Genomic DNA, 23,627 nt, shown 5'->3' with positions numbered 1-23,627 from the left:
GGTAAATGAAGATTTGATGAAAGACCTCAACATTTTTAAAGTTGAAATGGATGAATGGTCATCAAAAACAAGAAGGGAAGGAAGCTCCAAAAAGTGAAAAAAAGAGTCATCTTTGGGTAGGATATAGATCAAAGTAAAATATCAACGAGTTTACTTGAAAGACAGAATTTGACTTTTAGACAGGATAATAACAGAATTTCAAGAAAAACAATAGGATTTCCAAAGAAAATTAAAGGACTATATAACCAAATGAGGTTTTACAGTACTCATTTTAACTTTTTCAGAGATTATAGAGGATTAAAAACTAAAAGAAAGTTTTGGAAAAGAAAACACCTGCAGAAGAGTTTAGGGTTACCAGTAAAAAATGGAAATTTATAGAGTTGTTAAACTACAGGAGTCTCAAAAATGTCAACTAATTAACCAGGAAGCACCGAATTTATTGTTCTTTTTTAATTTATTAATTTTCTTTAATCCCTGAAATAAGCTGCAGGAAAAGGCATCCTGTAGGGTGACTCTATAACATATTTTAATTCTTGAATCCCAATACAAATAGTTATATTGATTGGTAGAATTTATAATGTAATGGAAAACAGTAGAGAATATCAGCTTTACCTTGAAGCTCTGGACAATGAAAGATCGGCGTGGGGAAGAAGAACGGCTGTAAGGCGGCTCTGTGACTGTAAAACCGAGGAGTCTCTATACTATCTGAATGAGCTTATAGTTGACAGATATTGCATTGTGCCTGATTGGCTTAAGAGGATCGCAAGAGAATACTATGTGTCTCTATGCCTCGAATTTCTTTAATATTAACCTTTCAATGAATTTGGCTTCTTGTGACGCTTCCGTTTTTTAGATAACCTATTCTCCTAGTCAGAAACTTCCTGTCTATTCGAACCTGAAGAATTGTAATTTCCTAAGATTTATATGTAATTACCTCAATTCTCTGATAAATCTCAGGAACCATTACGTTTAGCCATAGGCTTACCTCATTCATAAGTTTCCACCATGGTTTCTGTTAAGAAAAGAGTTCGCGAGAAGAGTTTATTTTTGTTAATAAAGCCAATTAACCTAGTTATTGAATTTGGGCGTTTTATATGCCTTAAACCTTAATTTGATGATAACTATTTAAGGATGGATTGGAAAATGGGCAGGGATATTGGAAAAGTTTTAGGAGGCCCGGCAATAGCCTTGTTGGGTATTGGAGCAATACTAGATATTATTTTATTTCACTTCATGTTCGAGTTTGCTGACAAGGAAAACCTATTTATGGTTATCTTAATCGCAGCATTGATAGGAATTATCGCATTTGGAATTGCTAAATGTCTTATTTCCATATCCAGGCTTAACTATGGCAAATGATTAGTACCGCAATTCTGAAATAAGTTCATAAAACTTGACTTTTGAATAGATCCGACGATCACAGATTTTTCCAGGAAATTAGGACTCTATTTTGGAATCGAAACACTAGATAAATGAGTAATTTGAAGAATGTGGATGAAACATAACCAAATGATAACTGAGTAATTTTAATCTGGTTAAATAATAACTAACAACTAACTAATGGGGACAATCGATATTCTGGGAGTAAAAGAAGTACTATCCCAGTTTAATTTGTTCACATTATCTCTATTCTTTCTTTATTCAAGATTAATTTAAACTATTAAGGGAATCTGTCATTTTGAGATCTTTTAGATTTATTGAAGAGAATATACAGGCAGTTGATGAGTTGATTCCAGGCATAACTGCGAGCTTTCTTTTAATAACACTTTTTTTAAACTTTTTATTTTTCGTTTCTTAAAGCTTTTGCGGAATTATTTTAAAATAATATGAAGGTTAATATGTTATCTCAGCTTAGCATTTATGATTTACACTACAATTTGCATTTACTACTCATATTTACTATTAGTCTACCAGTCTACCAGGTTTTTTCAGTCTGGACTGTCAATTTTCCAGATAAGGAAAGAAACAAATGTCTGGATTCTGGAGAAACAAATTTTAGCCACAGATTTACACTTATTACGAGAACGAAACGGAGGGAATTTACTCATGCAGTTGAAGTTAGAACATTTTAACATGAAAATAGGGCAGCACAAGGTGTTACTAAATATTGCCGATGCAAAGGAACTGGGGGTTAATCCGGGGGATAGAGTCCGTATTCGCGGGCACAAGAGCCTTTCTGCAATTGTGGACACAACGGATGATTTGGTTCCTCCAGGCACGCTGGGCGTTTTTTCCGAGGTATATGAGCATTTTGTTGAATGGGATAAGCCGGTTGAAGTCGTTCCGTCATTACGTTCAAAATCCGCATCCGTGATCAAGAAAATGATGGATAAAAAACCTGTTGTGCAGGACGAGATTAAAACACTCGTGAACGATATCGTGGAAGAAAATCTCAGTGAGATCGAACTCTCGGCTTTTATAACATCTTCTTACATCCACGGAATGACCGATGATGAGGTCGAATGGCTTACAAGGGCTATGATTGAGAGTGGAGACACAATTGAATTTGATACTCATCCTATAATGGACAAACACTCGATAGGAGGAGTGCCCGGAAACAAGATCTCTCTGCTGGTTGTCCCTATTGTCGCTGCAAATGGGCTTCTTATTCCAAAGACGAGTTCCAGGGCGATCACAGGGGCAGGTGGAACTGCTGACCTTATGGAAGTGCTCTGTCCGGTAGAGTTCAGCTCTCAGGAAGTCAAAGAGATAACCGAAAAAGTTGGGGGCGCACTTGTCTGGGGTGGAGCCACAAATATCGCGCCTGCCGATGACAAACTCATAAGGGTTGAATATCCTCTCTCTATTGACCCTTACTACCAGATGCTCGCCTCGATTATGGCAAAAAAAGGAGCTATCGGGGCAGACAATGTAGTAATGGACATCCCTGTCGGGCCAAGCACAAAAGTTCCAACTGTTCAGGAGGGGCAAAAACTTGCAAGAGACCTGATTAACCTCGGGCACAGGCTTGGAATGAACATTGAGTGTGCAATCACCTATGGTTCGTCTCCTATTGGAAGAAAAGTGGGACCCTCGCTGGAAGTCAGGGAAGCCCTGAAAGTGCTGGAAAGCATGGAAGGCCCGAACAGCCTCATTGAAAAGAGTGCGGCTCTTGCGGGTATCCTGCTTGAGATGGGAGGTGCGGCCCCAAGAGACCGCGGAAAGGAAGTTGCGCTGGAAACACTAAGGAGCGGGAAAGCCCTTGAAAAGATGAAACAAATTATTGAGGCTCAGGGCGGAGATCCGAAGATTACATCAAACGATATCCAGGTAGGGCAATATACTGCCGACATTCTCGCTTCTGCGGACGGATATGTTATCGAGTTTGACAATAAGTGGATAATTGAGATTGCGAGACTTGCAGGAGCTCCCAATGATAAAGGAGCCGGGGTTGCTATCCACAAGAAAATGGGGGAGTCTGTTAAGAAGGGAGATCCGATCCTTACGATTTATGCTGAAAAAGAATTCAAGCTCGAGACCGCATTGACAACGGCCCAGAGAACAAACCCAATAGTTGTTGAGGGCATGCTTCTTAAGAGAATTCCCGGAACTTACGGGTTCCAGTAATCTTCTCTCTTTTTTTTCAGTGAAATCCTTTAATACCTTGCAGGGTTTTAGCACGAGCATGAAAAGAATTGTTTTGCTGCGCCTGGGGCACCGCCCTGAGAGAGATAAAAGAATCACAACTCATGTGGGCTTAACTGCTCGGCTGCTCGGTGCAGAAGGTATGCTTCTTGCCTCGAATGACCCCGGAATAATAGAAACTCTTGAGGATGTTGTCAGGCGTTGGGGCGGAGATTTCTATGTGAGGAATAATGTCAATTATAAGCAGGAAATCAAGGATTGGAAAGCTGCCGGCGGAAAAGTTTGCCATCTTTCAATGTACGGGATCAATCTACCCGATGTCACAGATGAGCTTAAAAATTGTGACAAGCTTATGATTGTGGTAGGAGCAGAGAAGGTCCCTCCGGAAATCTACCAGCTTGCGGATTGGAATGTTGCAGTTGGAAGCCAGCCTCATTCCGAGGTTGCGGCAGTTGCAATTACCTTGGACAGGATTGCAGATGGCGAGCCACTTGAGAGAGAATTTCCCAACGCTGAGCTGACAATTGTACCAGCAGAAAGGGGCAAGCAGGTTATAGAAAATCTTGGGGATTAATTCTATTTCCCTTTAACTTTTCTTCATAGCCTGTATCCTCTATTTTTCAGAATCTTTTGGCTTGGATTTTTTATTTTCAGATTCCTATTTTCGGCTTTGTAAAAATCCTAAATTAACCAGTTATTATAAAAATGGTTTTAAATAAAGAGCTCCTTCCACTTTTTACCACAAAAACGTAGGAGCACCTAAAATAAGTGATTTCAAATAAAAGTAGCAGTAACAAGTATATTAAATTTATTGAACTTAGTCTGAAGACTGTTCAGTCTTCCAGACTGAACCTTTACTCATGTAAGTTCTCAAAAAGAAATTATACTCAGCATCAACACTTTGTTCTTGTCTTATCCAATATATTGGGACAGATTATCGTGGAATTATTGAGCTAGTTGATTTAATGAGTAAAGTAAAAAAGGTACTTGGTCTCGACCAAGTGCCTCACTTTACTACTCTTCAGAAATTTGTCTCAAGAATTCCATCTTATTTCTTTAACTTAATTTTATCCAGAACTTTAAAAATTTTTGATTTTGATAGAAAAAAATAGCAGTAAACGCTATTGATGCAACAGGGTTTACAAGTTCTCATGCAAGTCACTATTATTCTCAGAGAACAGGAAAACGAAGAAAAAGCTTCCTTAAGACTCTAATTTCAATCGATACTGAAAAAAAAGTAATTATTGGCTTTAAATAAGTACGAAAACTAATCACGAAATAAAACATGCAAATGCTTTGATAAAACAAGTTCAAAGAGAAAAGAAAGCAAAATGTTATGTGATGGATAAAGGATATGATTCAGAAAAGCTCCATTCCTTTATTAGAGAAGAAATTAAGGCGAATTCAGTAATTCCAGTGAAAAAAAGAAAAAGAACCAGAATAATTGGAGAATGTAGACAACAATTGAATGAAAATTTCGACAAAAAAGTGTATAACAGAAGAAACATTGTTGAAGCTGTATTTTCAGTAATAAAAAGAAAGTTTGGAGAAATAGTTAAAGCAAGAAAATATTACAATCAAGTAAAAGAAATAAAAGTAAAAATGTTAGTGTACAACATAAATAAAAATGTTAGTGTACAACATAAATAAAAATATTATTTACTCGTTTTGGTTGAAATTGAGGATTTCTACAAAGCCGAAAAATTGCTTTTGGCAAGTTTCTAGATCGGATCAGGCAGTTTCAATCTCCATTTCGATGCCCCCAACCTGTTTTGCAACAAGATTGTATACCGTGCCAATAAGAAATCCCGCTATTGCTCCAGCAATCCCGTAAAGGACAACAAAGAATACAATTACAAATATACCTTCAGTAAGACCTGTCCCGTCCATACTTACCATGAAAAGAATAAGCGGCGAAAATACAATAGCAAGGCAGAGATACATAAGACTCAAGACTTTTGCCAGAGACGTGCTATTTAAAGCTGTGATACGCGTCATATTAACCCTCTTAAAAAATATTTAGGAGTTACTTAATATAAAAATCTACTGTGTTGGACGACCGACGAAGGTGACTTTTTGCCTGTGAGAATGTTTTTCCGAATATTTTAAACTCAAAATTCAATTTTACTTCATGAATACCTGAACATCAACATTTAAGACCAGCTTCGAACAAATACTGAGTCAAAACTATCTCTTTTCCACTATCTCTTTTCCAAAAATATCTCTTTGTTTTTTGGGGGGCTGGCTTGAACGGAACTGCCGGATGTTGATATACTTGATATCCTTACAGGGATAGACCAGAGAATCTGGGGGTTGCCACTTCTGGTTTTATTTGTGGAGATCGGTGTTTTCCTGACCTAGAAACTCGGGATGATCCAGGTCTTCAGGTTGCCCCTTGCGCTAAGGTACGTGCTAAACTCCAGAAAAACCGAAATTAAAGTACAGTGGGACGTTTCGAGTTTTGCGGCGCTCAGCACTGCACTGTTCGCAACTATCGGGACAGGAAATATAGTTGGGGTTGCAACCGCGATAAAAACTGGAGGCTCAGGCTCTCTTTTTTCTTTTTATTCTTTATCAAAATTTTGATTCCTTTCAGAGCTTAATTTGCGTAATAATACGACGATTAAATTAATGAAATAAGCATTTGATCAATAAGCTAAAGTTAGAAAGATACACAAAAAGAGTGAAATAAGATAAGATTAACTGTTAAAAATATTATATACAATAACGGCGTAGTATAAATTGCGTTCTCATCCCTTTAACACCCCACTAGCAAAGAGCACCTACTCCAGAACATTACTCCACAATAAAGGGATAGAAAGAGAAACTCGCAGCGCATGAGTCAAGTACCTCAATACCTCTTCCCCAACTACAACAAAGTGAGTCTCTTGAATACCATTCGGAACTCCCAGGTTTTTTTGGATGGGAACGCCACCTCATTTTAAAAAACATTTCAGGAACTTTACGAATTTCATGTCCTAGTGTCACGTCAATCTTCAAGGATTCAGTGGTTACTAGTGCTAAGATTCCAAAGTATGTTCACAATCTTGACTTTTGCATTGATCCATAGATCAACGAATTTTCCGTTAAAGAAAGGATTTATTTTGGAATCAATACACTAGTAATTGAAATCGATTTCATACGATATTTTGCTGTTGACTCGGCACTAGTCGACGCCCTGGTTCCTCAAACCTTTTGGGGAAATGCTTGCCCGCAAGCCTTTTCAGAAAAGGCTTGAGCGAAAACCCTAGCAGCGGCGTGATCAACCGGCGCAACGGTTGCGGTACAACGGTTGCGTTCAAGAGGGCTGAATTATAATGAAGATACTGAGTTGTACCAAGAAGACTGATTATAGGACAGAATTTTCTGTGGCCTCTTGTATTTCATAGTTTTTTTCTATAGTTAAAATAGTTAGTTAACGTTAATAATTGACTAAAACTCTCTTAAACTTGGTTCGCTTAAAGTTAGATTATCTGCTACTGGGGCTCGGGTAAATCAGCTTTTTTGAATGAGTTAACCTTTTTCTTCGTTATCGTACGGGTAATCAGATGTAATATTTATCTTCAGTTACATTAGGTACCGTAGCTTAATGATATAAGGTTAAACCAGTAAAGAATAATTAAATCTATATAATAACAAAATAGAGTTAAAATAATATTACATGTTAAAAATATTATATAGAGTGCGAGCATAGTATAACTTGCGTTCTCATCTACAAGACCACATAGCAAGACCTATTCCACAAGAAATACTTCAACGCCTACTCCGAAAAATCTACTCTAAAAGTGAAGAGATAAGAAGCTCGCAACCCGTGAGTCCAATACCAAACCTCTTCCTGAACAAGACCTAATAAGTGCCGTTCGGAACTTCCAGAATTTCTCAGGTGGGAACGCATCTTTTTTCTAAAGGAAATTGTTAAGGTTTTCAATCCTGGCAGAAAATTCATGCTGAAGTTAATGCATTTTTTCAGATTAAAGAACAAGATTTTAATCTCTTCATTTTTACATCTTTCATTTTTACATCTCTTCACTTGTGTTTCTTTTTCCAAACACTTGGCAAAAAAGTATAAAAAGTAGTTTCTATAAATTGGTGACTGAAAAAGATTTCTAAAAAACCAGATAAGGAAATTGCTTTAATACACCTAAAATAGGGTTTAAGACTATCAATAAATAGGTAAAAGGATAGCAAAAATGAGAAATAAAATTATAAAGCGATAGTCTCGCTCTCTTTTTTCCGCTTGAAAATTGCAGTTACTCTGCCTTCTTCATCGATATCGTTCCTTATCAAAACCAGTTCCCAACCTTCATTTCCTACTCTCTCAAGTTCACTCATCATCTGCGGCAAGTTTAAGCCGTCAAGCTTGCGAGAATCATACTCCCATAGATGTATCATTTAATACGCCCCCAGTTAACGATAAAGATAAATTTCCTAATGATTATATTGGAGTAAAACTATAAATAACCTGAACAAAAAGAAAAAAGCAACCAGGTATTTGCCTCAGACGAAGCTATATCTTTCCTTCTTCAAGCTCATTTATCAGAGATTCCATTTTCAGGACGTTATTCCTTAAAATGAGCTTACCGCACCTCATAATCAGATAACTCTGAAGCCGTGGACCTAAAGAACACGCATAAAAAAGTTTTTTGGCCAAGTTCTTTTTTAAAAAAAGGTTGATCCGCAACCGTTGCGCCNNGCCGATAGGGTTTGGGGATAAGATTCCCAAATTCAAACATTTAGCAATTTTCGATCAAACCTTTTCCCAAAAGGTTTGCACTCGGGCATTTTTTTGAAAAGCTTGTAGGTAAATCATCCCCTTTCGGCAAATTGAAAAACAATTTATCTTATCTTTGCAGTTCAGCCTTCTTGAGCGAAGCCAAAAGGGCTCCGTCGTCCCGAGACGAAACTCGGGCGACGGAACTCGGGCAATTGAGACCGAAGCTGATAACTCAATTATTATATATAATGTCCAGACTTTTAATAAACAATGATCAAAATTAGCTTCAAGCAGGGAACGCTTCTTATAGAGGGTAATATAAGGGTTCCCAATGCGGTCTGGGATGAAAGAAGCGAAAGCTTCAGGGCTCTTGCTCTATATTACAGGGACACAATAAGTTATCTGAAAAATTCTAAGATCCCGTTTAAAGACGAAGTGCTCGACCTCCTTCCCTGTCCTGATCTGGCAGCAGCTTATGAAGCTTCAGGAAAGAAACTTAAGTTAAGAGACTACCAGGCTGAAGCTCTTGTGACCTGGGGAGAAAATAATAGATGTGGAGTGCTTGTCCTGCCAACAGGGAGCGGAAAAACTCTTGTTGGAATACGGGCAATTGCAGGCTGCAATACTCCTGCCCTTGTGGTTGTCCCTACGCTTGACCTGCTTGAACAATGGAAAAAACAGCTTGAAGAAGCCTTTTTGATGGAGATCGGAAAGCTTGGGGGTGGGGAGAAGAAGATTCTTCCAATAACCGTCTCCACATATGACTCTGCATATATTCACGCCGAAACCCTTGGAAACAGGTTCGGTCTCCTTATTTTTGATGAAGTTCACCATCTGCCCGCAGCCGGATACCGTAGCATTGCCGAGTTTTCTGCAGCGCCTTACAGGCTTGGGCTGACAGCTACTTACGAACGGGAAGATGAGTTGCACTTAGAATTAAACAGGCTTGTAGGGGGAAAAATATACGAAAAGCACGTCTCGGAACTTGCAGGCAGCCACCTTGCCCCTTACAGGATCAAACGGATAGCTGCTGCACTTGCGGATGAGGAAAGGAAAGAATACGACGAATATTATTCGGTTTATATAGATTATCTCCGGAAAACTGGGATGGTTCTCCGGGGACCAAGGGATTTCCAGAAACTGGTCATGAGAAGCGGGAGAGACCCTGAAGCCAGGAAAGCCCTTCTTGCAAGAAATGCAGCAAGAGAACTTGCTTTCAACACCGACTCAAAACTTGAAAAACTGAAAGAGATCCTAAAAGCACACCGGGAAGACAGGGTCTTCATTTTTACTGAACATAACCGGCTTGTCCACCGGATTTCCAGGGAATTTCTTATCCCTGCGATTACTTACAGGACGCCTGCAAAAGAAAGGAATTCCATCCTCGAGAAGTTCAGGAACGGAGAATACAGGGCTGTGGTCACTTCAAAGGTGCTTGACGAGGGTATTGATGTCCCTGAAGCAAACATAGGGATTATAGCAAGCGGCACAGGGAGCAAATTAGCATATATCCAACGCCTGGGAAGGATCCTCAGGAAGAAAGAAGGAAAAGAAGCTATACTCTACGAGATTATAACCGAAGAAACGACCGAAGCCGGAACTGCCAGGAGAAGAAAAGAAGCTGTTTCAAACCGGAAAGGTCTTGGAAGATCAGGAAAGGAAAAACAGATGAAAAGAGAAGCAGGAAAAGAAAACCAAATTAAGAATGAATCCGGAAAGGAAAGCCAGATAGAGAACGAAAAAAGCCCCGGAGGCGGCTCGCCTGCTCACGTCTGATCTTCTTGTAACCCGCATTTCAGGAGGGAAGATAAAGCCTATATACGCAGCTTTTGATGCCGAAAACCTGGAATTTGCAAGGCTTCTGATAGAGACTTTCGAGCAACATATCGGAAAAACCTATGGGGATCTTCTGGCTGAACTTGATGGTTACGAGGAAATGAACTACCGCTTTATCAGGGGGCTTTCCCAGCTGCTTGGAAGGCGCACCATTATAGAAACGGATGCAGCCGTTGATTCTTCTCTGGCCAGGGAAACGGTTTTTGAAGCCTGCAGAGGCATGGTCATTTATCCTGCCGAGAGAAAAGAGGCTCTGCAAAAAGCCGCAAAAAAGCTTTCAATTTCGGTAAAGGAACTTGAAAAGGCACTTTGGGCTGACCTTGAGGAAAATCAGGTCGTCAAAAGTTTCCTTCCTCTTTCTCCCGCAGAACTCCTAAGACAGTATAATATTTCCCTAACCCAGACCTTGCTCTTCAGAGCAGTTGACCTCGACATCTGGATAAAAGGCGATTTTCAAAAGCTGCTCTGGAAAATCCTTCGTTCGGGGCTTATGTATTCTCTTGAAGATACTGACGAAGAAAGAGACAAAATTGATAGAGAATTCAATAGAGAAATAGGAGAAAAGGAAGGAAAAACCAAAGAAAGCTTCGAAGAATTAAAAGCCGTTCACCTGCATCTGGACGGGCCCTCCTCTCTTTTTCGGATCTCCGAACGCTATGGAAATTCCTTTGCAAAAATCTTTCCTGCGCTGCTGAGGTCAAAAGGCTGGAGACTCAAGGCAGGCATTCTTCATAAAGGCTACCAGGGGAAGCGCATCCTGAATTTTGCCCTTGACGACTCGGAGAAGTTTTTCAAACTTACGCCTGAAGCAGCCCTGTACCCGGAAACCGTTTCGATGGGGCTTCAAATTAAAGAAGAAAAGGAAGGATATGAAGCCGGGAAAGAAGCTGGGATTGAGGAAATCGATGCCGAAGAAGTTGTCTATGATAGTACGCTTGAGCAGATATTTGGCAGCCTCAGTTTGGGAAGCTGGAAGATAAAAAGGGAGCCAACAATTCTTAAAGCCGGAAAATACGCTTTTGTCCCGGACTTCTCTCTGCAGAGGGAAGGAATGAGGATATATCTGGAAATTGTAGGCTTCTGGACTCCTGAATATCTTGCAAATAAGATTGAAAAACTCAGGCTGGTAAATGAACCTGTAATTCTCTTGATCGACAGAAAACTCAAGTGCTCTGAAAAAGATTTTCCTTCGCAGGATGTGATCTTCTTTGACAAGAAAATCCCGGCAAATGAAGTCATGCAGATACTTAGAAAGTACGAAGAAAGAAAGCTTTCAGAGGACCGGTCAAGACTGGAGAAAATGGAATTTCCGATTTCAGGAGAACTGATAAACCTTGAGGAAATCGCAGCCGAGAACGGAGTCCTGCCAGATGCCTTAAAGGAAGTGGTTGCAGGCAGGCTTGCAAAAGTTGGAGAACTGGAAAAAACTGGGGAGTCAGGAAAAGCCGAAGAATTCGGAAAAATAGAAAATCTGGAGAAATATCAAGATTACGTACTCCTTGAAAACTATTTAATTCACAGGAAGCTGCTTGGGAGAATTGATCGGGAACTTGATAAGCCAGGGGTAGTAGAAACGTACGCCGACGCAGTAAAGGTCTTTGAAGATTTTGGACTTGACCGCAGCCTCTATTATCCTGTGCTTGATTACTTGGAGTATAAGGTTATCTGGACAGGACTGAGTGAAGAGAATGCAAGGGTGAGGAAAACAGAAGCTTGAATAAAATTCATAGGAGCCTGAACAAAAGTTTTTAGATAAATAACAGGTTGAATATAAATTTTAATAAGATCATGGGTAAACTTTTACAGGTTAAATAAACTTCTTTCCAGGTCCGAAAATTCTCTAACTTCACTTCTTCAAGCTAATCTTCATTTTAGTTTACTCAGCGTATTCAACACTCTTTTTCACAGGCTTGAAAAGCTTCATAAACTCATGCACGTCCTCCGGAAAATCCGTACTTACGGAAAGCCCTATTTCTTTTGCCTCACCGGCTGAGAGGGGTGTGCTGTGAATCATTTCTCCGCTGACCATTTTTTCGACCACTTCATCAAGCCTGCTTTCCCCAGTCAGGCCTGGCTGGATTTTGCCTTCGAGAAGCTCTCTTGCGACATATCGGGTGAATTTGAGGGCTTTTCTTGAGATATCACTCATAACAAGGGTGGTATCATCGGCTTTTTCTTTTTTCGTTTCTGCAGCGTAGATCCAGGAAGGAGCGGGATAAGTTCCATGCAGGAAATCTCCTATCTGGGGATCGATTGGCCCGATAACTGCATCCTTATCCATCACGATTTCGTTTGCAGCAAGGGCAATAATTGTGCCTCCTGACATCGAATAATGTGGGATAATAACCTTTGTGTTTTTCGGGTGCCGTCGCAGGGCGCGTGCGATCTGGATGCTGGAGTGAAGCTGACCGCCGGGAGTATGCAGGATCAGCTCAAGCGGGTAATCTTTGTATTTTCTTATCCAGCGCAGGATCTGCTCGGCGTCTTCCTCATCTATGTACTGGTAAGCAGGCAGCCCGAAAAGAGATATTGCCTCCCGCCTGTGAATCATAGTAAGCACCTTGCAGCCATGGCTCTTTTCCATAGCTTTCAGTTTTGCCATGCGCCGCAACCGGATTTGTTTTAGCTGCGATTGTGGGTAGATTATTGCATAGAGAAACAGAAGTATAAACAGTAGGGACATTAAATCCCAGAGACTAATTGTTGTGCTGTCAAACGTAACCAGATATTCCCCCAAAAGCTTCCCGCGGGCAACTTTAAAGTGAATTCCTTTTCCCTTTTTGTCTCCTTTGCCTACTTGATCAGAAGGTACAATAGAATCGGAACTGAGGTATCCCCCGGGATTAATCCCCATCATAAATTGTCGTGCAGGTTTTTAGTTTTTGGCTTTCGACTGCAGAAAAAGGCTACCTTACAAAGTACCGAAAAGATCCTGATCAAGAATCAGAATTCTGCAAAGTATTATGGGGAAATTATCCTGAGCCCGATTATCCCTGAGAATATTAGAAAAATACAAAAAAATCTGGCGAAGTCCATGGGCTCATTAAAGAGCAGAGCGCCAAGAATAGTGGTACCGATAATCCCGATCCCGGTCCAGACTGCATAACCTGTCCCTATTGGCAGAGTTTTCAGAGCCCGGGATAGGAAGTAAAAGCTAAGAAACATGCAAACGACAGTAAAGACGCTGGGATAAAGCCTCGTGAAACCTTCCGTATATTTCAGCCCTATTGCCCAGGCTGCTTCAAAAAGACCGGCAATAAAAAGGAAGATCCATTCCATTTTTGTCTCACAACCTGCTTATGTAATTTTATGAATTCCAGTGAAGACAGCAATTAAAAGGTTTTAGAAGCCTTTTTCTTTTTATAACCTTGCCTGTAAAAACTCTGGAAACCCTCGAAAAGTGGCTCAATTTATAAAAAGTACAATAAGAAACAGTAAACTCAGAGCCAAGAAACCAGCAAAACGAGAAATCAGGACTTAAAAACAAAACTGAAAATCAGGACTTAAGATCAGANNGATCAGAACTGAAAAATCAAGACTTACGATCAGAACTGAAAAATCAAGACTTACAATCACGACTGAAAATCAGAATTGAACCCGGAAGAAATAGACAATAAGCCTTTAACCCATGCGGAATAATATTTCAATATGGCAGCCCCTAAGTACCTGAAACGTTACTTCAAGGTGCAGAGAGATAAAATGCCTGCTCTCTTTAAAATAACCGAACGAATTCCGGTCCAGTTTGATCCAGGCATGCAGCTTGAAGAACTCAGGAAAATTCATGGGAAAGAAATCGAAGAATATCGAAAGACAAAAGAAGATCTTGAACTCGAAGCAGCAGAAGCTTTTATATATAAAGACACTGCTGACAGGTTGACACTTTTTACCGAAAGCTTCCTGGAACTTCCGAAGGCCAGTCCCTCCCTTCTTGACCTTAAGGTTGAGATTACGGACAGAATGCTTTCGAACTGCCATTGCTGTGGGTGGCGCTGCGAGGTTGATAGGAAAGCCGGAGAAAAAGGCTTCTGCAGGCTGGCTGACACTTCCAATTACGCCTCCGAATTCCTGCATATGGGGGAGGAGCCTGAACTTATACCCTCTCATACGATCTTTCTTACAGGCTGTGTTTTTGCCTGCGTTTACTGCCAGAACTGGGATATCTCAACTAATCCTGAAGCTGGGACCAGAATTGAGCCTAGGAAGCTTGCAAAACTGATTGACCTTCGGAGAATGCACGGGGCCAGAAACGTGAATTTCGTTACCCCGACTCCACACGTACATACTCTCCTGAAGATAGTCCGGGAAATCTCTGTAAACACGCCTGTTATCTGGAACTCGAATATGTACCATTCCCCCGACGTTGCAGAGATTCTTGAAGGGGTTGTGGATGTTTACCTGGGAGATTTTAAGTATGGAAATAATGCATGTGCTCAGAAATATTCAAAAATAAAAAATTACCTGGAGATCGTACGGCCCAATTTTGAATTTGCCTACGAAACCGCAGAAGTCCTCCTTCGCCACCTAGTCCTTCCGGGCCACTTGGAATGTTGCACAAGGCCGATTGCCGAATGGGTTGCAAAACATATCCCGCAAATAAGGTTCAATCTCATGTTCCAATACAGGCCATGTTACCGGGCTATGGAGTATCCGGAGATAGGACGCCGCCTTACTTCGGAAGAAGAGGCTAAGGCAATCGATATTGTAAAAAATGCAGGGATTGAGGATTTACTTATCTGATAACAAGATACCGTTAGATACCGTTAGATACTATTAGATGAAATCGGCCTAATATTGTGCGAAATTTAGTCCCCAGCGAATTGCCACTTAAGTCCGATACATTATTGCATGATATTTATATTCGTAATACATTGATTGTATACAGCGCATCTCAAAACCGTTTTTGTTTGCAATTTTCTGGATTTTATATGGATTATGGGCAAAACCGTAAATGTTTCTTGGGCGGTTTCTTAATGCTGCTGATATTGAAGTCTGAAAATCGCAACCTACCCTATATAAAGCTTTTAAAAGCCCTGCATTCGGTGTAAAGATTCCCAGTTTCCATAATGGATATAAGCGGGGGTCCAGGATATCAAAAAATACAATTTTACCATCTGTATTGAGATGCTCTGATGCTTTAGCAATAAAGTCGTCAATTTCTTGAAACGATAAATACTGTATTACTCCGGTTGCAGTTATTCGATCAAAGGTTGAGTCCAAGTTTTCCCAGAGTGTTTCATGGTCAGCAAGGACAAGATCAATGTTATTACACTTTTTTTCCCTGAGCCTTTTACTTGCCTCACCAAGCATGGATGGGGAAAAATCCGCTCCTACGAGCTGTTCATATTCCGGAGCATAATAAGTAAGGAGTTCTGCAGAGCCGCACCCGAAGTCGAGAAGCGTTTTGCCTCCGTCCAGGTGGAATAATTTCTCTCTTGCTTCCATAGCAAGAAACCCCTCTGATGAATATCTGTGTCCTCCGTGTGTTTTATCCTTAAAAAAATCTTTCCAGATATTCTTTGGCTTAGTATGCGTTTTTTCTATATTTTTACTACTTTCTACTTCCATACCCTTTCTCCCTGTACTATTCTTTATTTAACAATTAAACCTATTTTAAAAACTAAATATTAGCCTAAATATTAATTTTAGTATCTAGATATATTAGTTTGTAATAATAAAATTACCAGGAATTTTTAAATTATTTTAATTCAATAGCAAAAATAGTGTATTTTGTTTTCTTCCGGAATAAATCGCGAAGTCCATTTTCTTAAGACTGGTACACTATTTTCTCCACCCGCCCCTAATATTTCTATTTAATAATGCAATATATATTTGATCACTGTAAAGAAAATATCACTGAATAATTGCTAAGCCGGGGGTCTGCACCAAATATGGGCCCGGGAAGAACATAGTTTCCGGAGATTCCTTTCTTCAGGTTTTATCTTGGCTCTTTAGTTTTTTTTCTGCGGTACATGAATAACCCTGCTCCTGCAACCGCTATTAAAATAATATAAACCAGATATGAACTGAAGCCACTGCTGTTACCTGCCGCTCCTGATCTTCCTGATCCCTGTGCAGTCATGTTCCCGGTAGTCTTTTCAAGTTCTACTTCCTTATCAACTGTTACTCTTTCTCCTTTCGCATCCGTATATTCAATCTGGACTTTTAGAGGATTGGAACTCATGAAAGTTACATTTTCTTCTTTCTCGCTTGCTCTTGCGACCCTTTGTGTTCTTGCATCACTTTCAGCCCCTCCAACACTCTGTGTGTTCGCAATATTGAAAGATGCAATTGTGTAGTCCCCTTTCTCAAGATTTCCAACAATCGTTGAAGAACTCCCTGAAACCCTGTATCCATCCTGGTCGGGGACCGAAACTTTCACAGAATATGCCATATTGTTGCCCACATTTGCAACAGAAAGGGAAACCTCCCCCTGGTCACTTTCCGAAAAGGAAACATCAAAATCGGTTTTTCCACCAACGAAAAGACCGGCTGTGGTTGCGATGCTTTTCTCATTCGATTCATAATCTTCAAATTTGAGGTCTACATCCAGAGTGTAGAGTCCAGGGTCTGCATTTACATCTGCCATTACAGAGTAAGATACGGTCACGGAGTCCCCCGCGGCTAGATATTTGATGTACTTGGTGTTATCCGAATATACCGGCAGAATTACCCCTTTTGGGTCTTTCCAGGAAACTACCATATTTTTCAGGGGTGAATTTCCGGTATTTGTTATTATGAATTCTAGAGTTTCTTCCTTTGCCAAGTCAATGTTTGCCTTGTTTATGGTAACAATCTGCGCGTACTCTTTGCCCCTTACCTCGAGCTGGACAGTTTTTGTAGTAGTAATCGTGTTTGATGAGGATCCGCTTTCTTTAGCAGTGGTGGTAATATCGATATCATATGTGCCTTCCGACGCGTTGGCATCTGTCATAAGCTTGAATTTAAGGACTGCTGCATCATCATCGTCCTGCCGTGCATTAAGATAGGAGACCTTTTTTGTGAGGTCTTCTCCGGAAACCTTACTGAAAGGATATTTAGGGTTCACTATGACAGCAATATCTTTCAGGTTAGCGTTTCCTACGTTCTGCACGCTGACAGTGAGTTCAACAGGTTCTCCCGGACGGGCAGCATCAGGGTTCTGATTAGTCAGGTTTACTTCCAAAGATGCGGATTTTATATCCCCATTTGAGCCAAGTGCTGTTCCAGCCCCAAGACATATGAATACTGAAAACAACAGCATTATTTTGAGCAAAGAGAACTTTTTCATTTTAATTCCTCAATTCAGGTTTGCTTCATTTTTTTGTACCTGGTTCCTTTTTCGTACGTGCTTCGATTTTTTCAATCTCACCATCTCTTATGTACACAACTCTTGTTGCATATTTTACAAGTTCAAGGTCATGTGTTACAATAATAATCGTCTTTCCTTCACTTTCCTGCAGCCCATCAAGAAACTCCAGGATGTAATCCCCAGTCTTGGTGTCCAGGTTTCCGGTAGGCTCATCTGCAAGGATTATAGGCGGGTTTACAGCCAGGGAACGGGCTATTGCAACTCTCTGTCTCTGACCGCCTGAAAGTTGAGAAGGAAGGTTCTTTTTCTTGTTTGAGAGTCCAACAATTTCAAGCAGGTATGAGGCTTTTTGTCGGGCTATTTGTTTATCTTCTTCCTGAAATTCCATGGGTAAAAGCACATTTTCCTGGGTATTGAGGGTTGGAAGAAGGTTAAAGCTCTGAAATATGAAGCCAATCATTTTTCCTCGGATGATAGCGAGTTCGGATTCATCCAGTTCTGAGATATCTTTTGAATTCAGGCAAACAGTACCTTTTGATGGTATGTCAAGGCAACCAAGCAAATTCATAAGTGTGCTTTTCCCACTTCCGCTGGGCCCAAGGATCACAAGGAATTCCCCTTCAGAAATCTCAAGATTTATTCCCTTAAGGGCTGCAAACTCAACCTCCCCCATCTGGTAAATCTTCCAGACATCGGTCAATTTGATAAGTGGCTCATCTTTATTTTTAGGGATCCTTACCGCATTGGAACTTTTAGCAGAACTATTTCCGGAATTAAAGTATGGATTGTATTTTGAATCCTCTCCTGAACCATTCTCCTCGGGACCATTCTCGAATTCATCATAGAAACTCGCCTTTCTTTCCAGCAAATCCACAAATTTTGAGGGATTCAATTTTGATTTAAAAGAAGCTATTATTTCAGTAAGTGTCATACATGCCCTCTAAACCATGTCCATGCTTCAGGGTTGCGTGATTAATTTTGCTTTTTTGTTCGTACTCTGCCTGAAATATCTAATCTGATAATTGGTTATTAATCTGATAATTGGTTATATAATTTTTTATATAGTCCTTTGATTTTACTGTTATTTAACTGTCCTTATCTAATTACAGGATTAGTAGTAGGTTAATAGCGACTTGCGTTTTTGAGGCACTTAAAAGATGCACAGTGCCTCATTTTCTGGAGTGTAGTTTTGACTGCTCTCTTCTATCGCTTTTCAAGTGGGAGAACTTTTATGTTGAGTTAAGAATCCCTAAAAGTGGCGAGGTATCCTATTTCTATTTGCTCCTTTCCCACCGAGCCCTGCAGGATTAAGGCACCTGCCAGATGCAGATGCCTTACCTGGCAGTTTCTAGGAGAAGGCAGTCATCTCCTTCATTGGTATTTAATGATAAAAGCATACTTAGTAAAAACAGGGAATATAAGGAATCAATTTATCAATGAAGCTTTTCCGTAAGCTATTTATTAACTTTAATCTTTAAACATCCTCTAAATAAAGAATTAAATCTCAATAAAGTCTTATTTGATACGGAGTCTCCTCAAAAGAGACTTCAGGCCTTGCATAGAAACAGTTTCTTCGACAAAACTAAGGTTTAGAGTGTTGTTTTTTAGTTCTTTGACCGGTTTAGGGAATTTCACTTAACACTAAGAGGGAAGAATTCTCCAAGACTTATATGATTTTTTTCTAGACCTCTGCCCGAGCCAACAGGATATTCTTGAAAGCTGGAACCGCTCATCACGGTTTATTTGCAAAAAGTTAAAATGTGAATAAATGACGAAAGAAATCAAGAAGAAGGCGAAGGAGTAGTTCGAAGAATCCACTATTTCGAAGAATCCACTATTCCTATCAGCGGTATTTCGAAGAATCCACTATTCCTATCAGCGGTAATAAGGTAGGAAACCGTGCGTTAAGAACAGAGGATACTCACGAGTATTTTACACGAATAAATCTGATTTTACCTTAATTCTGGGAGTATTTCGGCTGTTTCAAAGTCTTTTTTATCTGATCTTGCCTACCGGAATCTTATCATGAAGACAATTAGCAAATAAAGGTCAAAAAAGCAGATTTAAAATATATGTCCTTTAATTAAGCTTTATTTGAAAATAAATAAGTTATTTGGCTTTTAAATTATAAGCAGTTCTCTATTTACCTCTATTTTTTGCAAGTATCTTTATTTCTTTTTCTGCCAATTAAGGGGATGTTCAACAGCCGCTATAGAACAGCAGAACTGCTATGGTAAATGGTTCACGAAGCAAAAATCAATCAAGTGAAAATCGATTAAATGAACTGAAATTGAGAATCTTACAAAAACATAGCTGTAAATGTTAAAACGGAGGGAGGAAATGAGAAAAATAAAGCTCAATTATCTCATGGACTTGGCATTTTTCGTTCAATTTGCCTTGGTCGGTTATTCAGGTCTTATAATGTATTTCAACCACCATGGAGCAGGTCCAATTTTGAGGTTGATCCATGATAAAGTCGGAATCTTGATGCTTCTCTTCTTTGTTGTCCATGTTGCACTGCACTGGAGATGGATAGTAATCACCACGAAGAACTTTATTAGAAAAGAAAGACAAATCAAAGAGATGAGAAAAGTAAAACTCAACTATCTTGTGGATTCGGCATTTTTTGTTCAATTTGCCTTGGTTGGTTATTCAGGTCTTATAATGTATTTCAACCATCATGGAGCAGGCCCAATCTTGAGGTTGATCCATGATAAAGTCGGAATCCTGATGCTTCTCTTCTTTGTTGCCCATCTTGCGCTTCACTGGAGATGGATAGTATTCACCACGAATAACTTGTTCAGAAGACAAAGAGAAATGAAAGAGGGTGAAGTTATCGAGGCAAACTATATGCCTGTGGATTAAGGTTGGTAAAAAGTAAGGAAGATAAGAATAGAACTCCAGGTTAGGAAAGAAATTCAGGGTAAGAAAAGGAAGTTCTCATGGTTTTTGGGAGTGTTGCCCGGCGCTGGAATGGACCAGGCAACTGTCGGATAAGCCGAAGTATCTGAGGCCAATAAAAGGTAAATTTCTAGATAAAATTCCCTTTTTTCATGATAACAAAAAATTGCCGGGCCGTTAACTGGCTGAAGCTGATATTGATGTTTGTTCTGCCAGCTTTTCAAATACCTAGTTCGCAACTGGAAAAATCTCATTGTTTGCTATTTGAAGTTCATACTCTGTGGTCTGAAATCCATTCCCCTGTATATTCTCACTTCTCTGTGCCCTTTATGTATGGTTTTATAGCTATACGATTTTCAGGGTATGCGATTTTGTTCCGCTTGCATATAAAGGACTCTTCTATGTCGGTTCCCATTTGCTGCGCCAGCCTCGAAGGAATGCCCATTATCATCAATTCAGGAGGCAGCCAGGGGTTTCCTGTAGGATCAACAGGCCCGACATAAGCTGAGTCTTTCGGGGCATTTTCTGCCATGCCTGCCGGGAAAGCAATCATCGTGGCACAGGTAGGTCCCCCAGGTATCACAGTTTTAAAAAAGGGTTCAGAGCTACTGAACTGTGCCAGCCCACAAAGGTTCCTGATCTGCTCGCCGCCTGCAAAGACAATAAAAGACCTGACAGTTTCAGGTGCCAGGTTGTGAGTACACGGAGCAATGACTGTGTATTTGCCGTGTGGAAGGATTTTTCCTGCTCGTTCTCTCTGCTCATCGAATAGCTCAGGGGTTGCCTTTAAATGCTCGGCAGCGCCTCCATGGAAATCTGGTGTGCCCACAGTTACAAAATACTTAAGTTTTGGATGCGGCTCCGCAAGCCCCATCCAGACCATGCCGCCGATGCAACACTGTTCATGACCTGCCTCAACATAGAGTGGTGGCATCTCTTCAAAGAGAGCTGAAGTATAAATCGCCTTTACTACACAGCGGTCCACCGTGTATGATGGAACTGCGTCTTCAGGAATTTCATCCGTACCGTAAACACATAAGGGACGTAATTTCAACCTGCCAGCTTTTGTAAGCTTATTTCCCAATTCTTCAAGGCTTAACATAATGAACTTTCCATTAAATTAACTGACAATCTCTCTGAAAAATATTATTTTTTCAACCAGCCTTTTTCCATCCAGTAAGCGCAGTTATGCGTCCACTATTCTTTGTTGGCATGGATGACATAATTGAACCGTTTTCTCCAGACTTCATGTATGGCTTCCTGTTCAGGGTATTGTCTCTTCTCTTTTATCGCTTTAACAAGATCCTTGCCCATTTCACGCGATTTTTACAGTGGCTGCTTCCATTGCTTTAGGTCCCTTCGCCACTGAACAACCCATTCCTCCAATGGTTTTGCCTCCGCAGTGTACTATAAAGTTATCCATAATTCCAGGGACAAAATCGAGATCATCGCTGCTTGCGGTTGTCAGCGAAAGGCCGTATTTTCCGTCAAAGAATTGTTCATGAATAACAAGCGGGCTTCTATCGAACATTGTCTTGAGCTGGGCTGTTACATTCGTTATTATAGTTTGGACTACTCAAAACTATGCCGTCGGCAGTCAGGAGCTTTTTCAGTACAACTTCATAGTCGTCTTTTTATTGTGTACACCCGGTCTCATGACAGGAATTATGCAGTGCAGTATATGATTCACCCTGGCAATATCGATTAACTTAACGTCCGCTCCTGTTTTGGAATCTCGATTTATTTTAGCAAAAATTAAAATACTGTACTCAGTTAAAACTTTATATCTCTTTTGTGACTCATAAAGAGCTATCAGTAATGAGGATATTTTTGTGACTAAGCTTTTTCATCTATTTTTAGATACTTATTCAATAATTCGAAAAACTTTCTTTATTTTAGGACAAGATTATGACTTATGAGATTATGAAATTGTGAACTTATGGGTATAATTTATGGAAGACAAATTGTCTTTGCAGCTCTAGAATAAATTATTTTAGTGAGTAATTAATTACCAAGAGAATTTGTAAGGAAAAATTGTAATATATGTACAGTGTATTAACTATATAAAAAAATAGGAAATGATACTCATGATAAAACTAAAAAAAATAATAAAATATTTAATCTTAGGCGGCTTCATTGGAATACTTCTGGTTTACCTAAAGTTTAAGAGAGTAAACATTGAGGAATAACTTCAAATGACTTTATCTATCCATTTTAGAAAGCTTTTCAATTTTTAAATACTTGAGGGTACTCTTTATTTTGTAGAGATAGAAAAATACTTATTAATAAATTGTATGATAAATAATAAAGTCACGGCTGAAAATTACCCTATAGTATACTGAGAGGAAATGATAATTTTTCTCTAACTTTTGAGACTTTATCTTAAAAGACTCTTAACAAGCAATGTCACTAAAAAATAAATAATTCACACTTTTGATAGCCTTATCTTATAACGACTGGTAACTATAAATACTATTTTTTTCTTTATTGCCTTTACAAATATAGGTAACAGATTGAATTTAAAACTGGTAAATTATAATTTATATAATATCATTTTAAAGATATTCCAAACTTAGAATAATCATTTATAATTTTCACTATATTTTATTTAACCCTTCCACTAACGTGGAATTTTGTTGTGAGTTGAGAGAAACAAGGTGCGTAACTGCATTTGATTATAACTTAATTCTCTGGAAAAAGTTGAGGTAGTTTAGGGTATGAAAAGATACGATGTAATTGTTGTTGGGGCGGGCATAAGCGGACTTCTTGCGGCGCTTACGCTTTCAAAGCATGGGAAAAAAGTTCTTGTTCTTGAAAAGAGACGGAATTTGGGTGGGAACTGCAACAGCTACATGGTAGAGGGCTATCAGGTAGATACAGGAGCACACGCTATAACCCATCTGATTGAAGGGCCCCTGAAGAGACTGATGGATAATTATTTTGATTTTCTACCTGTGTTTGAGGACTATGGGCATTACTATGTTAGGACTGAAAACACTTTTGTCAAAGTTCCTTCCAACCTGAAAGATTTCGTGACTTTTGATGTGCTTCCAAGAAAGGATAGGGTACTGCTTTCCCAGACCCTTACGAAGGCGTTTACCCTTTCTTCATTTGGAATTGATCTGTCCAACCAGTCAGTATATGATTTTCTGCCAAAAGGCCTTTCAAAGGATACCTACGATTTTGTAGACACCATATCAGCTTTCCTTTCGGGCAGGTCAATGAAAGAAACCTCTGCCCAGCGGGTTCTGTCAGGAAGCAGTTTTGTCAGGGACAGCATCACCCAGGAACAGTTTGATGCTA

The 23,627-nt window shown here is 39.7% G+C and carries 19 protein-coding genes and 1 pseudogene; 11 read left to right on the top strand and 9 right to left on the bottom strand.

Translation table 11 applies throughout. The features are described 5' to 3' along the window. Positions 1–582 precede the first annotated feature (582 nt). The 5 genes and pseudogenes from BP621_RS03150 to BP621_RS03130 all read left to right on the top strand — a co-directional run bounded on the left by BP621_RS03150 (position 583) and on the right by BP621_RS03130 (position 5,235). Positions 583–804 (top strand): hypothetical protein, encoded by a 222-nt coding sequence (locus BP621_RS03150; protein ID WP_292387909.1) that lies wholly within the window; start codon positions 583–585, stop codon positions 802–804. Positions 805–1,143: 339 nt separating this feature from the next. Beyond that, positions 1,144–1,359 carry a hypothetical protein gene (locus BP621_RS03145; RefSeq protein WP_292387908.1) on the top strand — a complete coding sequence of 72 codons (216 nt, stop codon included), beginning with the start codon at positions 1,144–1,146 and terminating at the stop codon, positions 1,357–1,359. Between the two features lie 687 nt (positions 1,360–2,046). After that, the gene (locus BP621_RS03140) at positions 2,047–3,567 is read left to right on the top strand and encodes an AMP phosphorylase (protein ID WP_292387907.1); all 1,521 of its coding nucleotides are present in this window, start codon (positions 2,047–2,049) and stop codon (positions 3,565–3,567) included. Between the two features lie 58 nt (positions 3,568–3,625). Next, entirely contained in the window at positions 3,626–4,159 is a 534-nt protein-coding gene (locus BP621_RS03135) for a tRNA (cytidine(56)-2'-O)-methyltransferase (RefSeq protein ID WP_292387906.1), read from the top strand. Positions 4,160–4,356: 197 nt separating this feature from the next. Further along, positions 4,357–5,235: pseudogene (locus BP621_RS03130) on the top strand (IS5 family transposase). Between the two features lie 81 nt (positions 5,236–5,316). Here the strand turns inward: BP621_RS03130 and BP621_RS03125 are convergent. After that, complete coding sequence (locus tag BP621_RS03125; RefSeq protein WP_292387905.1) at positions 5,317–5,583, bottom strand: hypothetical protein; 267 nt, start codon at positions 5,581–5,583, stop codon at positions 5,317–5,319. A gap of 372 nt (positions 5,584–5,955) precedes the next feature. On the opposite strand from BP621_RS03125, the gene BP621_RS03120 reads away from it, so the two are divergent. Continuing rightward, the gene (locus BP621_RS03120; RefSeq protein WP_292387904.1) at positions 5,956–6,171 is read left to right on the top strand and encodes an alanine:cation symporter family protein; all 216 of its coding nucleotides are present in this window, start codon (positions 5,956–5,958) and stop codon (positions 6,169–6,171) included. Positions 6,172–7,788: 1,617 nt separating this feature from the next. Here BP621_RS03120 and BP621_RS03115 read toward each other — a convergent pair. After that, positions 7,789–7,977, bottom strand: a complete 189-nt coding sequence (locus BP621_RS03115; protein WP_292387903.1) for a hypothetical protein — start codon at positions 7,975–7,977, stop codon at positions 7,789–7,791. A 592-nt stretch (positions 7,978–8,569) separates the two neighbouring features. On the opposite strand from BP621_RS03115, the gene BP621_RS03110 reads away from it, so the two are divergent. Beyond that, complete coding sequence (locus BP621_RS03110; RefSeq protein WP_292387902.1) at positions 8,570–10,075, top strand: DEAD/DEAH box helicase; 1,506 nt, start codon at positions 8,570–8,572, stop codon at positions 10,073–10,075. Beyond that, complete coding sequence (locus tag BP621_RS03105) at positions 10,062–11,852, top strand: DUF790 family protein (RefSeq protein WP_292387910.1); 1,791 nt, start codon at positions 10,062–10,064, stop codon at positions 11,850–11,852. Before BP621_RS03110 ends, BP621_RS03105 begins: the two co-directional genes overlap by 14 nt. A 159-nt stretch (positions 11,853–12,011) precedes the next feature. Here the strand turns inward: BP621_RS03105 and BP621_RS03100 are convergent, their stop codons facing one another. Together BP621_RS03100 and sugE are read right to left on the bottom strand one after the other, a co-directional pair. Further along, positions 12,012–12,992 carry an SDH family Clp fold serine proteinase gene (locus tag BP621_RS03100; RefSeq protein ID WP_292387901.1) on the bottom strand — a complete coding sequence of 327 codons (981 nt, stop codon included), beginning with the start codon at positions 12,990–12,992 and terminating at the stop codon, positions 12,012–12,014. A 104-nt stretch (positions 12,993–13,096) separates the two neighbouring features. Further along, positions 13,097–13,414 (bottom strand): quaternary ammonium compound efflux SMR transporter SugE, encoded by a 318-nt coding sequence (gene sugE / locus BP621_RS03095; protein ID WP_292387900.1) that lies wholly within the window; start codon positions 13,412–13,414, stop codon positions 13,097–13,099. Between the two features lie 369 nt (positions 13,415–13,783). Between sugE and BP621_RS03090 the strand changes: the two genes are divergently transcribed. Beyond that, positions 13,784–14,872, top strand: coding sequence for a radical SAM protein (locus BP621_RS03090; protein WP_292387899.1), 1,089 nt, complete (start codon positions 13,784–13,786; stop codon positions 14,870–14,872). An 87-nt stretch (positions 14,873–14,959) separates the two neighbouring features. On the opposite strand, the gene BP621_RS03085 is transcribed toward BP621_RS03090, so the two are convergent. The 3 genes from BP621_RS03085 to BP621_RS03075 form a co-directional block, all read right to left on the bottom strand. Then, positions 14,960–15,700: a class I SAM-dependent methyltransferase gene (locus tag BP621_RS03085; RefSeq protein WP_292387898.1), complete on the bottom strand. Its 741-nt coding sequence runs from the start codon at positions 15,698–15,700 to the stop codon at positions 14,960–14,962. 370 nt (positions 15,701–16,070) lie between these two features. Next, positions 16,071–17,402 (bottom strand): COG1361 S-layer family protein, encoded by a 1,332-nt coding sequence (locus BP621_RS03080; protein WP_292387897.1) that lies wholly within the window; start codon positions 17,400–17,402, stop codon positions 16,071–16,073. A gap of 25 nt (positions 17,403–17,427) precedes the next feature. Then, complete coding sequence (locus BP621_RS03075) at positions 17,428–18,354, bottom strand: ABC transporter ATP-binding protein (RefSeq protein ID WP_292387896.1); 927 nt, start codon at positions 18,352–18,354, stop codon at positions 17,428–17,430. Between the two features lie 1,409 nt (positions 18,355–19,763). Between BP621_RS03075 and BP621_RS03070 the strand changes: the two genes are divergently transcribed. After that, the gene (locus BP621_RS03070) at positions 19,764–20,288 is read left to right on the top strand and encodes a DUF4405 domain-containing protein (protein ID WP_292387895.1); all 525 of its coding nucleotides are present in this window, start codon (positions 19,764–19,766) and stop codon (positions 20,286–20,288) included. Between the two features lie 346 nt (positions 20,289–20,634). On the opposite strand, the gene BP621_RS03065 is transcribed toward BP621_RS03070, so the two are convergent. Both BP621_RS03065 and BP621_RS03060 read right to left on the bottom strand, forming a co-directional pair. Further along, positions 20,635–21,426: a DUF169 domain-containing protein gene (locus BP621_RS03065; RefSeq protein ID WP_292387894.1), complete on the bottom strand. Its 792-nt coding sequence runs from the start codon at positions 21,424–21,426 to the stop codon at positions 20,635–20,637. A 213-nt stretch (positions 21,427–21,639) separates the two neighbouring features. Next, the gene (locus BP621_RS03060; protein ID WP_292387893.1) at positions 21,640–21,855 is read right to left on the bottom strand and encodes a hypothetical protein; all 216 of its coding nucleotides are present in this window, start codon (positions 21,853–21,855) and stop codon (positions 21,640–21,642) included. A gap of 1,186 nt (positions 21,856–23,041) precedes the next feature. On the opposite strand from BP621_RS03060, the gene BP621_RS03055 reads away from it, so the two are divergent. Beyond that, a partial coding sequence (locus tag BP621_RS03055; RefSeq protein ID WP_292387892.1) for a phytoene desaturase family protein occupies positions 23,042–23,627 on the top strand: 586 nt, incomplete at its 3' end.

Origin of the sequence: Methanosarcina sp. UBA5 (assembly GCF_002505485.1) — an archaeon.
Classification (GTDB): Archaea; Halobacteriota; Methanosarcinia; order Methanosarcinales; family Methanosarcinaceae; genus Methanosarcina.
This window is presented reverse-complemented; position numbering and strand designations above follow the sequence as displayed.

What these genes read in the sequence shown, in the direction of transcription:
- BP621_RS03125 (WP_292387905.1), bottom strand. Translation starts at nt 5,583, where the DNA reads ATGACGCGTATCACAGCTTTAAATAGCACGTCTCTGGCAAAAGTCTTG.
- BP621_RS03110 (WP_292387902.1), top strand. Translation starts at nt 8,570, where the DNA reads ATGATCAAAATTAGCTTCAAGCAGGGAACGCTTCTTATAGAGGGTAAT.
- BP621_RS03070 (WP_292387895.1), top strand. Translation starts at nt 19,764, where the DNA reads ATGAGAAAAATAAAGCTCAATTATCTCATGGACTTGGCATTTTTCGTT.
- BP621_RS03080 (WP_292387897.1), bottom strand. Translation starts at nt 17,402, where the DNA reads ATGAAAAAGTTCTCTTTGCTCAAAATAATGCTGTTGTTTTCAGTATTC.
- BP621_RS03065 (WP_292387894.1), bottom strand. Translation starts at nt 21,426, where the DNA reads ATGTTAAGCCTTGAAGAATTGGGAAATAAGCTTACAAAAGCTGGCAGG.
- BP621_RS03090 (WP_292387899.1), top strand. Translation starts at nt 13,784, where the DNA reads ATGGCAGCCCCTAAGTACCTGAAACGTTACTTCAAGGTGCAGAGAGAT.
- BP621_RS03060 (WP_292387893.1), bottom strand. Translation starts at nt 21,855, where the DNA reads ATGTTCGATAGAAGCCCGCTTGTTATTCATGAACAATTCTTTGACGGA.
- BP621_RS03085 (WP_292387898.1), bottom strand. Translation starts at nt 15,700, where the DNA reads ATGGAAGTAGAAAGTAGTAAAAATATAGAAAAAACGCATACTAAGCCA.
- BP621_RS03120 (WP_292387904.1), top strand. Translation starts at nt 5,956, where the DNA reads ATGATCCAGGTCTTCAGGTTGCCCCTTGCGCTAAGGTACGTGCTAAAC.
- BP621_RS03150 (WP_292387909.1), top strand. Translation starts at nt 583, where the DNA reads ATGGAAAACAGTAGAGAATATCAGCTTTACCTTGAAGCTCTGGACAAT.
- BP621_RS03135 (WP_292387906.1), top strand. Translation starts at nt 3,626, where the DNA reads ATGAAAAGAATTGTTTTGCTGCGCCTGGGGCACCGCCCTGAGAGAGAT.
- BP621_RS03075 (WP_292387896.1), bottom strand. Translation starts at nt 18,354, where the DNA reads ATGACACTTACTGAAATAATAGCTTCTTTTAAATCAAAATTGAATCCC.
- BP621_RS03100 (WP_292387901.1), bottom strand. Translation starts at nt 12,992, where the DNA reads ATGATGGGGATTAATCCCGGGGGATACCTCAGTTCCGATTCTATTGTA.
- sugE (WP_292387900.1), bottom strand. Translation starts at nt 13,414, where the DNA reads ATGGAATGGATCTTCCTTTTTATTGCCGGTCTTTTTGAAGCAGCCTGG.
- BP621_RS03145 (WP_292387908.1), top strand. Translation starts at nt 1,144, where the DNA reads ATGGGCAGGGATATTGGAAAAGTTTTAGGAGGCCCGGCAATAGCCTTG.
- BP621_RS03140 (WP_292387907.1), top strand. Translation starts at nt 2,047, where the DNA reads ATGCAGTTGAAGTTAGAACATTTTAACATGAAAATAGGGCAGCACAAG.
- BP621_RS03115 (WP_292387903.1), bottom strand. Translation starts at nt 7,977, where the DNA reads ATGATACATCTATGGGAGTATGATTCTCGCAAGCTTGACGGCTTAAAC.